The sequence below is a fragment of the Shewanella sp. VB17 genome, assembly GCF_013248905.1.
In the GTDB taxonomy this organism is placed as follows: Bacteria; Pseudomonadota; Gammaproteobacteria; order Enterobacterales; family Shewanellaceae; genus Shewanella.
On the sequence record NZ_JABRVS010000001.1, the window covers coordinates 1288195 to 1303532 of the forward strand.

Sequence of the window (15338 nt, forward strand, 5' to 3'; positions counted from 1 at the left end):
GGAGATAAGAATGGAAACACTAGTTATTGTAAATGCGGGTGATGATATTGATGAATTGCAGAAGAATTATTCGGATGAAGAATTCGCCCAAGCGTTAAAGAATGATACCACACGCCGCACTATTGCGGCTCGTAAGTTAGCCTATAAAGCAGAATCAGATCCACTTAATATGGAATGGCGCTTTGAGGTTGAAAACGGCAATGATGCTGCCGATGAGTACAAGCAAAAATGGCTTAGCGCGGTCAATCAAATTAAAGCCCGCTATCCTCTGCCAACTGAAACCTAACCACCGTTTGTTCGGCCGTTTTTTTCTGTACCGCTTTCTGTACCCGGTTTTTTACACAGCTTTTATTAGTATTTGCTAGCTTTTGCCAGCGTTTATTAAAAGTAGAGGGATGACGCTAGGAATCAATGACTTAGTAGTATGCTCGCACAATGAGTTCTGTGCATTAACTATTGCGTTTGTTCCAGAGCACAAATCTATTAATGGTGTATATAAAAAAGGAGAGGGTTATGAGTACGCAAGAAACAGGGGCGTTAATCGAATCAGTTAATAACATGACTGCGGCGGTCGCGGGCAAAATGGGCGAGATAGACGGTGCGTTAAACAGTAAATTAGCTGAGTTGACGCAAAAAGCTAACGAGATTAACCAGAGTGTACTCAACTCAGTAGGTAAAACTACGGAAGTGCGTTATCTCGATCCCATTAATGGCGATGATGCTAACGATGGTAAAACCTTAGCAAGCGCTTACCGGACATTAAAACATTGTGTTGAAAATACTCGACATCATGTATTGGTCGTCAGAGTGGCAGCGGGTGCCATCGTTGAGCTTAACGCTCGGGTTCATTGTTATAGTGATGTATTGCGAATCGAAGGCATTGATGGGCAGAAATATACGCTTAGGCAGCGTTTACGTGACGATCTTGATTCAAATGAAAAGGAAGTGGGTCATGACGTGGCGATGATAGGCGGTGGGGATATAAATATTATTGACTGCAACTTAGAAACGGCGGTTTCGAGTAACCCTGGCACTCACTATATGTTTTGGGGGCACCAAGCATATATTCAGAAGTTTCAATTCTCGAACTGTAAAATTACCATCAATGATTTTCCTGTTAGTTTTCAGATCGGAAAGATAAATTTATATAGTTGTTTAATCGAGTCGGGGACAGCCAGAGAGGTTAAGTTTTTGATGCATCATAATCCCTTTATTTTGACTGCGTCATCGCTCAAGTCAGATAAAGATATCTCTGATTATTTCGGTATATATGATGACCAGAGAAACGTGCTCACTAACTTAACTCCTCAGCAGTTAAGCCAAAGTAAACACTTGTAAGTACTCTCGGGTACTTATAAATACTTGTAAGTGCTTGTAAGTAAATTAAATCCTATGGGAGTAATAGTATGTTAGTAATGGATGAAGAGCAAAACCTCAATACCGATGAATGTGTCGCGAGTATCAGATGTAATAACAAAAATTACATCAATGTGAGCCGAGAATTTGCCCTCGAACATGGGGTGCCGGCGGAGGTATTCGATGCGGCTCTGGCCGCCCAAAAAGCGGCACAACAAGCCGCACCGCAAGTAGACTAACCCACCGCCTATTTGGCGGTTTTTTTATAGCTAAAAACCAGTAACCCTATTGCAGGCTTACTGTTTTTTTTGTATCCGGAGGCCTAATGGCAACCTTATCCCAAGCGCCTTTAACCAAGGCGCGTCAGCGCTATAGGGTATTAGCGCCTTATCAGTGCCCTAACCGTCAACATTGGTATCAAGTCGGTGATGACGTCGAGCTGCTGGCTTGCGAAGCGAGTTTTTTACTCTTGGCGCATAAAATATCAGCGCCAATATCAAATCACGTAGCTAACAACATATCTAACCACACATCTAACAAGACAGTGGCCAGTAACGTGGATAAAAACACGCCATTGGCCAGTCAACAACAAGGAGAAAAATAATGCCAGAGATTGCATCATTTGTGCATAACGGTATCAGTGTCATGAGTCATCCAGCGCCGCCACCAATGGGGCCGCTCGGGGGGATAGTCTTGGGTGTCGTGGGCACTGCGCCTGATGCCGATCCGCTATTGCCAAAAAATAGCCCGGTGCGTATTGCAAATCTTGGTGATGCAGCCAAGTTAGACATGGCGGGCACCGAACGCGGGACGTTATGGCGCACCTGCTATGAGATTTTCCGTCTGGTCTCAGTGCCCATTTATGCGGTGATTGTCGAAGAGGGGGCTGATACCGAGGCAACCACCAGTAACGTAATTGGTAAAGTGGATGCAGCCACAGGTCAGCGCTTGGGTATTCAAGCTCTGGCTGATTGCATGGAAATCCCGACTCACATTGCAGCGCCTGGTTTTAACACTAAGCCGGTGGCCGATTCTCTTGCCGCCATGGGCAAGCGTTTATTTGCTGTGCCGGTCGGTGATGGGCCCAATACCAATGATACTGCGGCGGTGGATTACTCCAAGAGTTTAGGCGGTGCGGGTAGCGGCTATGAGGCTTTTTACATGGTCGATCCTCAAGTGGCGGTGTACAGCCAAGCGGCGAAGGGTAAGGTGTACTTTTCAGCGGCCGCGATTGCGCTGTCATGTTTTGCGCGGGTGAAAGCCTGGGAAAGCCCAGCCAAGGGTGGCATGGGCGCATTGATTGAGGGCACTGCCCGCACCATTGATTACAACATTATGGACAAATCAACCAATGGTGATTTGTTGAACAAACATGGTGTGTCGTATTTTGCACGAACTTCAATGGGCGGTTTTTCCCTGATTGGTAATCGCTGTGTGATGGGGCGTTTTGTGTCTCAGGTAGGCCTTGAGTACGCCATCGTGCGTAAGTTGGCCAAGACAGCTCAGCGCGCCATGGCGCGTAACCTCAGTAAAACGTTTATGGAGCAAGAGATCACCAAGCTCAATGTTTGGCTTAAATCTCTGCAGGCTGATGAAACCATTATGGGTGCCCAAGTGTATTTGCATCCAACGCTGAACAGTGTCGACAATTACCTTAATGGTGAATGGCACATTGCGATTAAATACCACGGCTATGCGCCTAATGAACACATGGTTTATCACTTAATTGAAGATGTCGGCATTGTCGAATCATTCCTAGAAGGAGTTTTATAATGGCAGGACAACGCTCACGCATTACTCGACATGGCATGGTTAACGGTCAGCCGTTAGTCAAAGAATTGGACGAGTTTAACGCACCAGAAATCAAAAAGGTGATGCAGGAAACCCGTGGTGGTGCTTTTATTCCAGGTGAAATCATGGTGGGTCTGGAGAAAATGAACAGCAAGTTTAAAGTCAAGGGCGCTAACCAAGAGTTGTTGGCGGCGTTTGGGTTGGCTGCTGGTGAACTTTGCCAAGTTGATGTGAAAGAATCTCAACAAGATGAAGACGGCAATAATTTTGCTATTGCTTACAGCCTAACCGGTGAAGTGATTTCGATTACTGAGTCAGCCAGTAAAATGGGCGAGTTGCCAGATCAAGAGCTGGAAATGGCCATCAGTGCCTATAAAAAGACAGAAAGTGGCAAAGTGATTTATGACATTGACCGTAATGCTCAGATCCTTAACTTAGGCAATGGTGATTTGATGGCAGTACATCGCCGTAATATCGGTATGCCTTAACCCATATTGTTAATTTAAGTCATGACAGCACAGCCTCAATCCTTTGATTGGGGCTTTTTTCTAGGAGTACCAAATGTATGTTTCAAGCTAAAACACACGACCTTAACTGGCCGATTGATGATGATAAAAGCCAAGCCGTTAACACGGTTGTGATCAAGCCTTTGACCATGGGCCAGCACCGTGAGCTCAGCAAAGCCCACAAAGGCAAGGACACCGTTTTACTGCGCGCTTGTATTAGCGCCAGCACCGGCTTAAGTCTGGTGGAACTCAAACGGCTCATTACCCCAGATTACAATAGTATCCAAGACGCGGTGTTAGGGCTGATGCAATCGACAGCTATCGAGCTGATGGCGTCCGATGAAGCGAATTTACATGAACCTGTGTTGTTGGTGCCTTTTCAAGGTGATGACGGCCAAGATAAAACCACATACAAGTTGCGCCCACCGTCAGTGGGCACCACTGATTTGATGGATGCCCATGATGATGAGTGGGATCGCACGTTATTTATTAGCACCAGTTGCTCAGGCTTTAGTCGTGACGAACTGGCGCGCATGAGTTTGCCTGATTGGAATCAGCTGCAGGAGCGGCTTATTGATTTTTTGCAAAAATCGGCGGACTGCTTTCGCCGCGAGACGTTGAAGTCTTAACGGATGTGATCCCTCTGGTTTACCACGTAAACCCGAGTGAAATATTGGGCTGGCGCATTGATGAAGCCATGCGTCGTTACCATCTAGCAGTGGCAAAGCTGGGTATTAAAAAGAGGTAGACCGTGGCTGATACTAATATTTCCATTGCAGCGGTAGGCAAATTTAGTCGGCCCATCGAAAACGCTGTCAAGCGTGTGGGCCAGGTAAAGAGTGCAGTGTCCGAGCGTGGTAGCAGCTTGACAGCGTTAGCGGGAAAGCTAAAACGAGTGTTGAGTGTTAAGGGATTATCTTCTAGATTGCATGATACCCGTGAAGCATTAAGTCAAGCTAAGCGAGCAACAGATAACGTCACTCAGTCCGAGTCTAAGGCTAAGTCTAAGCCTAAGCCTAAGGCGATCAAGCTTGTTAAGCTGCACTCGAGTGCCCTTGGATCAGGCTCTGCGCAGATAATGGCTGCGCGTAAAGAGCTGATCAAACTGACTCAGGCAAAAAAGTCATCAGCAAGGTTATCTGAGCAGGTATTGAAAAAACAGCGTGTGGCCATTAAGAAGGCCAACAAATCCACGAATAAATTAACCAGTAGTTATCAAAAGCAATCCCAAAAACTGAGCGGTTTACAGCATGATATTGGCGCGGCGAGTGTCAAGTTGGATGGGTTGTCTACGGCAGAGTTATTGCTAGCAAACATAACAGCGCAAGCGAATAAGGCCTTAGATCAGCAGGCGCTAAAGCTGAAACAAATTCACCGCCTTAAGGACAGTACTCAGGACAGTGCTAAGAACAGTACTAAGAATAAAGTCGAAGCCAGAAATACCCCCAAGGGTGATCAGTTTGGGCAGACTCGTGTGCCCAGTAAATCATCAGCCGACATCACCGCGAATGTCAACGGGGCCACTGGTGGCGTGACTGCTGGTGGCCAAAAGCCAGACAATAAGCAGCCAGGCAACAAACAGATCGTAGGTAAACTGGCTGGTGCGTTGGTGACACAATGGACCCGTGATGCGGGGGCTGGGGTTGCAGCACTTATCAGTGAACGTGCCAATGCGGCGGCTGCAACAGTGGGGGAGTGGGCAGGGGCTGACAGTATGCTGGGGCCGTTGGCCGATGGGGTTGCCGCTGCGATGAGTCAGTTGGCTGACGATGGCGTTGGGGTTGCCAGTGAATGGGCGGGTGCCCGCGCGGGAGAGTTGGCTGACACGGCGGTGAGTCAACTGGCGAGTGCGGGTGATCAACTCCGCTCTGTGCTGCAGCCTGATAAGCCGAGCAGTAAACCAAATGGTAAGCCAGTGGTTAAGCAGTCGGGTGTTAACATTGCTGATATTAAGCGTGTTACTGCTAATAACAGCACTAACATCAGCACTAATACCAACACTAATACCAGCACTAACACCAACACCAACACTAATACCGCGACTAATGCAGCGACGAATACTCACCCTGGCAGGGCGACGAATACCACCACTAACACTGCTAGAACACTTGATACACCGAGCAATGCTGGCATTAGCAAGCTTGACACAAGCAAGGTTGGCACTCAGTTAAGCGTCGGCAATATCACTGCTGATCTTGTGACAGACTTGGCCAGTAATGCGGGGGCTGGGGTGGCGACACTTATCAGTGAACGTGCCAATGCGGCGGCTGCAGCAGTGGGTGAGTGGGCTGGGGCTGACAGTATGCTGGGGCCGTTGGCCGATGGCGTCGCCGCTGCAATGATTCAGTTGGCTGACGATGGCGTTGCGGTTGCCAGTGAATGGGCGGGTGCCCGCGCGGGAGAGTTGGCCGACACGGCGGTGAATAAGCTGGCGAGTGCGGGTCATTTGACTCGCTCTGCTAATACCACCACTAATACAAACAATAATGCAGCGACGAATACTCACATTGGCAGGACGACGAATACCGCCACTAATACTGGTACAAATACCGCCAAGAATACCGCGTTTACTAGCACCACTAATACCGGCACTAATACCACAAGAAGACTTGATGCGCCGAGCAATGCTGACATTAGCAAGCTTGACACAAGCAAGGTTGGCACTCAGTCAAGCGTCGGCAATATCACAGCTGATCTTGTGACAGGCTTGGCCAGTAATGCGGGGGCTGGGGTGGCGACACTTATCAGTGAACGTGCCAATGCGGCTGCAGCAGTAACTGAGTGGGCTGGGGCTGACAGTATGCTGGGGCCGCTTGCCGATGGGGTAGCCGCTGCGATGAGTCAGTTGGCTGACGATGGCGTTGCGGTTGCCAGTGAGTGGGTGGGTACTCAAGCGGGAGAGTTGGCCGACACGGCGGTGAATAATCTGGCGAGTGCGGGTAAGCGGCTCATTACAGGTAACCAGACGGGGAGTGGCACGCCGACGGGTGTGGTTGAACGGGAAAAATTAGCGAAACCTACATTGGCTAGTGCAATAGTGCAAACCTCTCGAAGTGCTAATGTAGCATCAACAGCCATTGGTAAACTTAACCGTAAACTACAGGCTTTAGCTGCCAATGCTGGTGACTATCGTTCTCGTCGAAAACGACCGTCAAAACGTCCGAAGCGGCGACCATCAAGACGATCGAATCTTCGACGACCACCAAACCAACTAAGTGCAAATCAAGCAAGTGCAAATCAACTTAGTTCAAGGCAATTAGGTCCAAGGCAGCTTGGTTTACATCAAACAAGTTCACATCAAGCAAGTCCAAACCAAGCAAGTCTAAGACTTAGCTTAGCGAGCGTCGACAGGCGTGTCGAAAGCAATGTCGAACGTTTACCGGCCAGTGGTGTGCCCAGAGCAGAGGTGAGCGACAATCTGTTACCGAAAAACATGCTTGCTAAGTTGAGCGATACCGCGGGTAAGGTATTTAAACCCCTTAACTTAGTCTTACAGAGTGCTGAATTAGCCTCAGCGGTAGCTGAGGGCGATGGTGAACAAATCGGTGCGGTTGCTGGCGATATGGCTGGTGGTCTTGGCGGCGCTGCAGCTGGCGCCATGATGGGGGCTGCGATTGGTTCTGTGGTGCCATTGTTGGGCACCGCTGTCGGTGGGCTGATAGGCTCTGTTGTTGGCGGCTTGAGTGGCAGCGCTGTGGGAGAGTGGGCCGGCAGTAACCTTGGGGCTTGGTTTAGTGAGGATAAAACCGAACAAGCCGCCCCATCGGCGATTGCGGAACAATCTAAGTTGTTGGGGCAGGTGACTCAGTCGGTTAATTTTGCCCCTGTTATTCAGATAACCCCCTCGGGGAACCCAGCTTATGATCGTAATGTTAGTGATGAACTCATGGCGAGAATCAAGGTAGAGCTGAGTCCTATGTTGTTGGGTAATATTGACGTGGCTGCTCGTGCCGATAGCAGCTTGTCTGATAGGAGTGATACATGAGACAAATGATGTCTTTAGGAGGGTTTGTCTTTTCCCTCAGTGAGGGTACACCATACGAAGGTTTGCAGCGCAGCAGTGATGGCGGGTGGGTAACCGTGCCTCGATATGGCCAAAAACCCATGAGTCAAAACACAGGGCAGCAGCTAGAAAACATCAACATAACCGGTACCTGGTTTCGTGGTGAAGGTATGCTTAATGTGGACAAACTTAGATCTTTACAAGCTAAACGCGAGCCGCTGGTGCTTACTGATGGCTATGGCAATAACCTTGGGTTGTGGATCATCAAGCGCTTACAAGAGAAGCAAGATCGTATTATTGATGACGGTACTGCGTTTATTCTTGGTTTTACTCTTGATTTGGAGGAATACGCCAGTGAAAGTCGTTCGTAGTCGTGATGGTGATACCGCGCCGCTTATTCTTTGGCTAGCCTTGCGGCGTGATGATGATGCAGCAGAGGAAGCACTTTATGCCATCAACCCAGGTCTTGAACAATATGGGCCTATTTTACCTGGAGGTGTAGAGATCACCCTACCAGAATTGCCCCCCCCTGTTCCAGCTAAGGTGGTGAATGTATGGGACTAGGATCCATTCCACAGGTGTCCGTTCGTGGGCCAGGCACAGCGATCATCAATCAGCGATTAGTCTCTTGGGAAAGGGTTGACGCGGCGGGGATTCAGTCTGATCAAGTGACCTTAACGGTTGACACCGCCGGCCAGAGCGGGTTGCCGAAAGAGGGCGCGATGATAGGCTGGTCTGAGGGATACAATGGTGATTTAGTGGATAAAGGTGAGTTTAACATCACCCGTGTAACCCCTCGATTATTCCCGCCTACGGTGACCATTGTAGCCACATCGGCTCCTTTTCAAATTGAGGACCGTAGCCGATTTAAAGAGCGGCGTACTCGTTCCTTTGGTGATATTACCTTGGCGGATTTATTTCGCCAAGTGGTCAGTGCTCACGGTTATAGCCCGCGGGTGGCACCCGAATTTGAAGGGGTTATCTTGGCTCACGTTGATCAGCTTGATGAAACCGATAGCGCATTTTTAAGCCGTTTGGCTAAGGAGCGCGATGTGGTGGCCAAGCCGGTTAATGATCTTTATGTGCTGGCTAAGCGAGGTCAGGTTAACACCATTACAGGCCAGCCCATTCCAGTCGTGACGGTGGGGGTACCGAGTAAAAATGAACCTGCTGATCTCAGCCAGTTTATTAACTGCCAATTGGACAAGCCAAGCCGCACCAACGTTAGCGGGGTTAAGGCGAAGTGGACCGATAACAGCAATGGTCAAGAGCATGAAGTGCAAGATGGCCAAGCCCCCTTTAAAAAAATCCGTCAGCCTTATGAAAGTAAAAGGGTGGCGCTGCAGGCGTGCCGGGATGAACTTAATAAAGTGAGCCGTCAAGGAGCCAGTGTTCGGGTAGATTTACCCGGTGATCCTTATTTAGTCGCTGAGGGCATATTGACGTTAAATGACTCATTCCCACCTGAAATGGCGGGCAGTTGGTCGATTGATAAAGTGACCGCAAGAGGAGACTGTAACAATGGTTATCGATGCTCAGTGGTAGCAACACAAGTGGTGTAAATGAGGGATATATGGGCCAAAAGGACACTAAAGGGGTAAAAAAGGACATTTTTAGGGATAATTCAATCTCTTTAATAGGGTACATTTTGGTTATGCTCAATTGAGTTGTATCCAAGTCAGTGCCTGAAACCTAGGCTAGTCCTGTGTTAACAGGGCTTTTTTATATGCAAGATTATTCACATTAAACCAAACCCGCCTTTGTTGGCGGGTTTTCTATTTTATGGATCCTAATATGAAAGGTGTCTTATCTGCAGCGAGTGAATTTAATGGTCGCTTTATCGCCTATGGCGGTGGCAGTGGGGTGTTCGTTTTTTCAAATGAAGTTGCGGCGAAAGCCCAGCAAGCAGCTGAAATAACACAACAAATCCCAATATCGATGTTAACCGTACAGTCCTTGGTGTCTATTGGCGGCCTGGTTGTTATTGCTGGCCGCTTAGGGTTAGACATTTATAAAGAAGTGACCAAGCGTCATCGGAGGAAAAATCAGCATGACTAATGTCAGGTTAAACAATTTTGTCGTGCAAGAGCTTATTCCTGCGGCGCTGTATCAGCACCGTGGTGACAAGGCTATCGAGTGTATGGATCTGCGCATCGTTAAGGCGCTTGATTTGCTACGTGACAATATGCGGGTGTTGGGGGTTGATAATGGTTTTATTGTTAACAACTGGCACTTAGGCGGTACGCGTCAATTTAGCGGACTGAGAACACCAGCCAGCACAGATTACTCGCCGAGCAGTCAACACACATTTGGCCGTGCCATTGACTTTATCACTAAAACGCCCATTGCCGATATTCACCGGCAGATTATCGATAACCCCAGTGTTTATACCGAGATCACCTTTATTGAAATTGATATTCATTGGTGTCACATCGATTGCCGAGTCAATAGTGATGGGTCAGCGTTGACATTATGGAGTCCCAAACGCGGTGTTGTCAGTATTGAGCAGTATCGAGCTGAACTCATGGTCAAATGATCTCGATGTTCAGAAGTAGAGTAAAAGCTTAATTCAGTTGGTGTTATGGGGCAGCAAGGTGTTGCCCTGAGTGTTTATTTGTGGAGGTGTTATGCCCGTTATATTAATGATGTGCTTAGTGTTGGTGGCCTGTTTTTCCTGTGCTGAGCCCTTATCTGCCAGTTTAGGTGCCAGTTTAGGTGTTAGTTCAGGTGTGAGTTCAGGTGTTAGTTCAGGTGTTAGTTCAGGTGTGAGTTCAGATGTCAGTTTAGTGGCTAGCTCAGTGGTAAGTGGATCCGATCCCGCCATTGTACTTTGGTTGAGTCATTTGCTCGGCGATACTATGACCATCGTGATGTTGACGATTGCTGTGAGTGGGTTTATTTGGTCTCAATTGAGGCAAATAATTCCCGCTGAAACCTTGGCTAAGTTGCCCCATTGGCTGCTGTGGTTACTTGAGTTATTGGCCGCCAATAAGGGCCGAGCGGCAAATGCTATTAATAATCGACCCGAACATTATAAAAAATGGGGCGGATCATGAAGGATCATGTTATGGCCTTAACCGACTTTTCTCCTTTGTATGAAGCGATGAAAATAGCACTTGTCGCTGGTATACCTGATATTCAAGGGGTTGAAGTCTACGATCCCATTACCGAAAGCGATCGTGAGCAAGATAGCCTAGTGCAAACCCCGGCAATATTTATCGAACTGGTTGTTCTCAAGCCCGGTCAATCCTTGGGTGATGGGCGTCAGGCCTTTATCTGTGAGTTTATTTTTCACTGTATTTTGTCCACCTCAACGCCAAACGTGCAACAAGCTCTGCGTCATTATGCGGTTGCGGTGGCAAAAGTGGTGAATCGAAACCGTTGGGGATTTTATCAAGCTGTTGAGCGACCAAGTGACATTAGTGCGTGCCAGGGAGAAGCGACATCCCGTGATAAGAGGTTTGCATCTTGGAAGGTGTCGTTTTGTCAACATGTGTATTTAGGTGATGAGCAAGTCGACGATGCTTCTATTCCAGCAGAGGTGTTTTATGGCTTGTTTCCCTACGTTGGCAGAGCCTATAAAAACGCTTACATCAAAGGCTCAATATGACCGATGTATTCGATTTATCCGAGCGCTTAGAAGCGCTTGAACGTGCGGTGGCCGAAATAGTGGTGCGTGGCGTGATAAGCGATGCTGACTCGCAAAAAGGTGAGTATGGCATGGTTCGGGTCACCTATGGCAGTGTCACTACCCCAATGAAAACTGGCTGGTTACCGGTTAAGCCTATGCGGGCGGGCAAGGCCATTGTGTGGTGGTTTCCTGAAGTGGGCGAGGGGGTGACAGTGATATCATCAGGTGATTTGCGCATGGGGGAAGTGTTCCCCGGCAGTTTTCATGCTCAGCACCCAGCGCCCAGTAATGATGCAGATGTGTTTCTGGTGCAATTTGGTGATGGTTCCAGTGTTGAACACAATCGTGAACAGCACACGCTAAAGATTGTTAATGCCGGCGACATTGATGTCACCACGCCAAAACAAATAAGAATGACGGCGACTAAGGGTTTTGTGATGGTCGGGGATATCACGCATACAGGCGATATTAAGACCACAGGTAATATTGCTGCTGATAAAGATATCAGCGATAAGACCCGCAGCATGGCGGCTGATAGAGGCATTTATAACGGTCATATTCACAAGCACGGCAAACCGAATACCAGCCCGCCTAAACAAGCGCAATAATGATTGAGTTAAGAGGGTCGGTAATGAAAACAGGAACAGATCGAGAATCGGGCCGGTTGATAGGCGGCGTGGCGTATTTACGTCAACGATTAGCCGATGTGATCAATACCCCATTAGGATCGCTAGTGGCGCGTCGTGAGTTTGGCTCGCGCATGCATGAGATGACCGATAGAAGTATCGGCCGCCGTTTTTATATGGATGCGTATGTCAGATTAACTGAGGCGGTGAATAATCCAGTCAATGGCTTAGACGATTTTAAATTAGACGAAATGACGGTTTCCCCCGCGGGAGACGGTCGCGTCGAGATCGGTTTATCCGGGACCTATTTGTCCAACGGCAAACCGATCACAATGGAAGGGATCATACTCGATGTCTGAAGGGATAAACTTAGCGCTGTTACCACCGCTTGATGTGGTCGAAAAAATTGATTTAGAAACCATTATCACCGACATAGCTGAGCGGGCCGCATTGGACAATGCCAGCCCTGTGGATCCGGCCTATCGGGTGGCCTTGGCGGCTGCGTATCGCGAAATGATGCTCCGCCAACACGCCAACGAAATGTGCTCAGGTGTCATGTTGGCCTTTGCCAGAGGCCCACAGCTCGATCATATTGGGGTGACATATTATCGTCACCCTAATGGGGGGCCCGTTACTCGGTTGGCACATGAGCGAGATGACGATTTTCGTTTTCGCTTACAGCATTCGCCAGAGGGATTATCGGTAGCAGGTCCAGACGGTGCGTATATCTTTCATGCCTTGAGCGCCCATAAAGATGTCAAAGGCGCGGCAGTGTTTGGGCCTCATTCCGCGGTTAATTCGACTGCGCCTGGGTATGTCGACATGGTGGTGTTGAGTCATCTTGGCGATGGTGTGCCGTCAACGGGATTATTAACTGCCGTTGATGCGTATTTATGGCCCAAGCGGCCGATGACCGACAAATTCACTGCCAAGGCGGCAACAGTGTCACATTATGCTGTGGTGGCAGAGCTTGTGATGAAGCAGGGGCCAGACACTGAAACGGTGCGCAGGGTCGCGCTTGAGCGTGCTCAAATTTATGTCAAAGAACAACATAAGCTAGGTGGGCGGATTGTGGAGTCTAATTTGCACTGGGCCTTAACGGTCGAAGGCGTGGTAGAGGTGCGCTTAATCGATTGGAATGATGTGATATGTCAGCCCAGTGAAGCGCCGTTTTGTGCGCGTTTAGCGGTGTCGATTGGTGGCTATCTATGAGTCATAAGTCGATTAACAACCAAACCATGTCCGCCAAAGCCAGTCTATTACCCGGTAATGTTAGCGAGCTTGAGCGCGATCTTGATGTCGCTATTGCGCGCATTGAAGAGTTGAGCATTCCCATCAGCGAACTGTGGGACCCGTGGCATTGCCCGCTCGATGCCTTGCCGTTTCTAGCCTGGGCATTATCGGTGGATCAATGGCGCAGTGATTGGTCTGCAACCGTTAAGCGGCAAGTGGTGGCAGGCAGCATTGATGTTCATCGCATTAAAGGAACGCGCACCGCCATAGAGCTGGCGCTGGCAGACTTAGGGGTGACGGTGGACTTAGTTGAATGGTTTGAGGCTCAGCCAATGGCGGTGCCTTACACTTTTGATATCACCGCCTGGGTGAACCAAAATCTGACGGTGGGCGCGCCGAGTATATTAGGGCCTGAATTGTATCAGCAGCTTTTTGCCGCCGTGGTCAATGCTAAAAATACCCGTTCGGGGTTTACGTTTAAAGTTGGGGCTAAATTTGGCGCCAATGCCATTGGCGCGAGTTCGGTGTTCGAGGGGCAAGTGGCGATTGCTCGTCGCGATACCCAAGCGGTGCAAGTGCCACTGGCGGGTCAGTCAGCCATGACCATGGCAATGGCTGGGATAGGGGTCGGTGTGAGTCGACATTCGACTCAGTCTATTATTGATGCCTCGCCCACACCCGCAGCAGTGCAAGTGGCCTCCGGGTTGCAAGGCAGTGCACTGATTTATCGGCGCGTGGAGCCGACAATGGTTTAGGTAATGGTTTAGGTAATGGTTTAGACAATGGTTTAGATAATGGTTTAGACAATAGTTTAGACAATAGTTTAGACAGAGCATAAGCACAGCTAATATCAGTCCAATAGTAGCCAATACCAGTTAGCAGTTAATAAGAGTTAGCCGTTAATAACAGTTAGCTGTCAATAATAGCTAGCGCCGTTAATGCGGCCACAAAGAGAGCTATATAAATAGCTAAACAAATGATTAAATTAATCATTAAATAAATCATACAGGAATGTAAAACATGAGTTTAGAGCAACAAATCACCGCCCTGGTGACATCATCGAACGCCTTAACTGAGGTGGTTGATGGCAAGATAAGGGAGATAGATGAGAAGGTTGCTGAAGTAACCAGTATTGTAGAATCAACGATTCGAAGTAAAATGGTAAAAACATTTTACTTGCATCAAACGACAGGTAATGATTCTAATTCTGGCTCTAGAGAAAATCCCATTCGAACATTAAGTGAGGTATCGAAGCGAGTTATTCCTGGCGGTTGTCATAGAGTTATTTTATTAGATGATTATCGTTTTGATCCTAAATTAGACAATGACCAGTGGACGTTTGCACCTTTGTTATGCACGATTATGATTATCGGTGATGGTAGTAGCAAAGATTTTACATTTGTTGCCCACCCTAGACATATGAGATGGGTTGGACGAACACAAAATGTTTCTTCACGAATTGATACATCATCCGGCGTAACAATTGGAATGGAAAATTTGAGACTGAGACTGGATAAATCTCAAATGGATGATGGCTATGAACTAAATAGTCGATTCGTGTTATTTTCTACGAATGCAAGTTTTACATATTCACCTATGGTAAAAGTGCGATTTCACAAGTGTGATTTATCATTAGTGTTAGGTGAATTACCGGAAGGTACTTTTCTATTAGAGAAGACTAATAACTTTGCCGTTATTGTTGCTCGATCGTGTGTTTATCCAAATGATCAAGCATTACTGGATAAATTAATACTAGATGCAACCCAAGCTGATAAGTTACAGGGCTCTATCTATACAGACATGGCATTAAGGACATCATAATGGAACTAATTGATTTTGTTGTTGGTGATAAATTATATAAATCATTTACACGAGAAGATGCAGAAAAAGCAGGAGTAGACCTTGTTATATTTGATGCGGCTTTAGTCAATCATAAGAAAGCAGCAGTTATGAATAATCGACTTACGGCATATAAAACAGAATCAGACCGACTTTATATGGAATGGCAGTTTGATAAGACGCCAGAATCTGAGAGCCGTTGGCGACAGAAAGTCATAGAAATCAAAACTCGTTATCCTCTGCTAACAGAAACCTAACTCACCGCCAATTTGGCGGTTTTTTTATGCCCTAATGCTAGTGCTTAATGCTAGTGCTCAATTCTGGGGGCTCAATGCTAGTGCTTTGGCTGTTGG

The 15338-nt window shown here is 47.8% G+C and carries 21 protein-coding genes; all 21 read left to right on the forward strand.

Annotation, left to right across the window (positions count from 1 at the left end; translation table 11 throughout):
• Positions 1-10 precede the first annotated feature (10 nt).
• The 21 genes from HQQ94_RS05420 (at position 11) to HQQ94_RS05520 (ending at position 15242) form a co-directional block, all read left to right on the forward strand.
• The gene (locus tag HQQ94_RS05420) at positions 11-286 is read left to right on the forward strand and encodes a hypothetical protein (protein ID WP_173293449.1); all 276 of its coding nucleotides are present in this window, start codon (positions 11-13) and stop codon (positions 284-286) included.
• Between the two features lie 227 nt (positions 287-513).
• Entirely contained in the window at positions 514-1338 is an 825-nt protein-coding gene (locus HQQ94_RS05425; RefSeq protein WP_173293450.1) for a hypothetical protein, read from the forward strand.
• Between the two features lie 68 nt (positions 1339-1406).
• Positions 1407-1595 carry a hypothetical protein gene (locus HQQ94_RS05430; protein ID WP_173293451.1) on the forward strand — a complete coding sequence of 63 codons (189 nt, stop codon included), beginning with the start codon at positions 1407-1409 and terminating at the stop codon, positions 1593-1595.
• 86 nt (positions 1596-1681) lie between these two features.
• The gene (locus HQQ94_RS05435; RefSeq protein ID WP_173293452.1) at positions 1682-1960 is read left to right on the forward strand and encodes a hypothetical protein; all 279 of its coding nucleotides are present in this window, start codon (positions 1682-1684) and stop codon (positions 1958-1960) included.
• Complete coding sequence (locus HQQ94_RS05440; protein ID WP_173293453.1) at positions 1960-3129, forward strand: phage tail protein; 1170 nt, start codon at positions 1960-1962, stop codon at positions 3127-3129. The genes HQQ94_RS05435 and HQQ94_RS05440 overlap by 1 nt, the downstream gene beginning before the upstream one ends.
• Positions 3129-3635: a phage major tail tube protein gene (locus HQQ94_RS05445; protein WP_173293454.1), complete on the forward strand. Its 507-nt coding sequence runs from the start codon at positions 3129-3131 to the stop codon at positions 3633-3635. Before HQQ94_RS05440 ends, HQQ94_RS05445 begins: the two co-directional genes overlap by 1 nt.
• 77 nt (positions 3636-3712) lie before the next feature.
• A complete protein-coding gene (locus tag HQQ94_RS05450; RefSeq protein WP_173293455.1) occupies positions 3713-4282 on the forward strand; it encodes a phage tail assembly protein in 570 nt (189 codons plus the stop codon).
• 122 nt (positions 4283-4404) lie between these two features.
• The gene (locus HQQ94_RS05455; protein WP_173293456.1) at positions 4405-7638 is read left to right on the forward strand and encodes a hypothetical protein; all 3234 of its coding nucleotides are present in this window, start codon (positions 4405-4407) and stop codon (positions 7636-7638) included.
• Entirely contained in the window at positions 7635-8027 is a 393-nt protein-coding gene (locus tag HQQ94_RS05460; protein WP_173293457.1) for a phage tail protein, read from the forward strand. The genes HQQ94_RS05455 and HQQ94_RS05460 overlap by 4 nt, the downstream gene beginning before the upstream one ends.
• Complete coding sequence (locus tag HQQ94_RS05465; RefSeq protein WP_173293458.1) at positions 8011-8220, forward strand: tail protein X; 210 nt, start codon at positions 8011-8013, stop codon at positions 8218-8220. The genes HQQ94_RS05460 and HQQ94_RS05465 overlap by 17 nt, the downstream gene beginning before the upstream one ends.
• Positions 8211-9218, forward strand: a complete 1008-nt coding sequence (locus HQQ94_RS05470) for a contractile injection system protein, VgrG/Pvc8 family (protein ID WP_173293459.1) — start codon at positions 8211-8213, stop codon at positions 9216-9218. Before HQQ94_RS05465 ends, HQQ94_RS05470 begins: the two co-directional genes overlap by 10 nt.
• A gap of 232 nt (positions 9219-9450) precedes the next feature.
• A complete protein-coding gene (locus HQQ94_RS05475) occupies positions 9451-9714 on the forward strand; it encodes a hypothetical protein (protein ID WP_217273996.1) in 264 nt (87 codons plus the stop codon).
• Positions 9707-10192 (forward strand): hypothetical protein, encoded by a 486-nt coding sequence (locus HQQ94_RS05480; protein ID WP_173293461.1) that lies wholly within the window; start codon positions 9707-9709, stop codon positions 10190-10192. The genes HQQ94_RS05475 and HQQ94_RS05480 overlap by 8 nt, the downstream gene beginning before the upstream one ends.
• A 91-nt stretch (positions 10193-10283) precedes the next feature.
• Positions 10284-10712 (forward strand): hypothetical protein, encoded by a 429-nt coding sequence (locus HQQ94_RS05485; protein WP_173293462.1) that lies wholly within the window; start codon positions 10284-10286, stop codon positions 10710-10712.
• Positions 10709-11266, forward strand: coding sequence for a hypothetical protein (locus HQQ94_RS05490; RefSeq protein ID WP_173293463.1), 558 nt, complete (start codon positions 10709-10711; stop codon positions 11264-11266). Before HQQ94_RS05485 ends, HQQ94_RS05490 begins: the two co-directional genes overlap by 4 nt.
• On the forward strand, positions 11263-11895 hold the full coding sequence (locus HQQ94_RS05495; RefSeq protein ID WP_173293464.1) for a phage baseplate assembly protein V: 633 nt from the start codon (positions 11263-11265) through the stop codon (positions 11893-11895). The genes HQQ94_RS05490 and HQQ94_RS05495 overlap by 4 nt, the downstream gene beginning before the upstream one ends.
• Before the next feature lie 23 nt (positions 11896-11918).
• Positions 11919-12272 carry a hypothetical protein gene (locus HQQ94_RS05500; RefSeq protein WP_173293465.1) on the forward strand — a complete coding sequence of 118 codons (354 nt, stop codon included), beginning with the start codon at positions 11919-11921 and terminating at the stop codon, positions 12270-12272.
• Positions 12265-13125 (forward strand): baseplate J/gp47 family protein, encoded by an 861-nt coding sequence (locus HQQ94_RS05505; RefSeq protein WP_173293466.1) that lies wholly within the window; start codon positions 12265-12267, stop codon positions 13123-13125. The genes HQQ94_RS05500 and HQQ94_RS05505 overlap by 8 nt, the downstream gene beginning before the upstream one ends.
• A complete protein-coding gene (locus tag HQQ94_RS05510) occupies positions 13122-13901 on the forward strand; it encodes a phage tail protein I (RefSeq protein WP_173293467.1) in 780 nt (259 codons plus the stop codon). Before HQQ94_RS05505 ends, HQQ94_RS05510 begins: the two co-directional genes overlap by 4 nt.
• Positions 13902-14166: 265 nt before the next feature.
• On the forward strand, positions 14167-14967 hold the full coding sequence (locus HQQ94_RS05515) for a hypothetical protein (protein ID WP_173293468.1): 801 nt from the start codon (positions 14167-14169) through the stop codon (positions 14965-14967).
• On the forward strand, positions 14967-15242 hold the full coding sequence (locus HQQ94_RS05520) for a hypothetical protein (protein ID WP_173292459.1): 276 nt from the start codon (positions 14967-14969) through the stop codon (positions 15240-15242). The genes HQQ94_RS05515 and HQQ94_RS05520 overlap by 1 nt, the downstream gene beginning before the upstream one ends.
• The last annotated feature ends 96 nt before the right edge of the window (positions 15243-15338 follow it).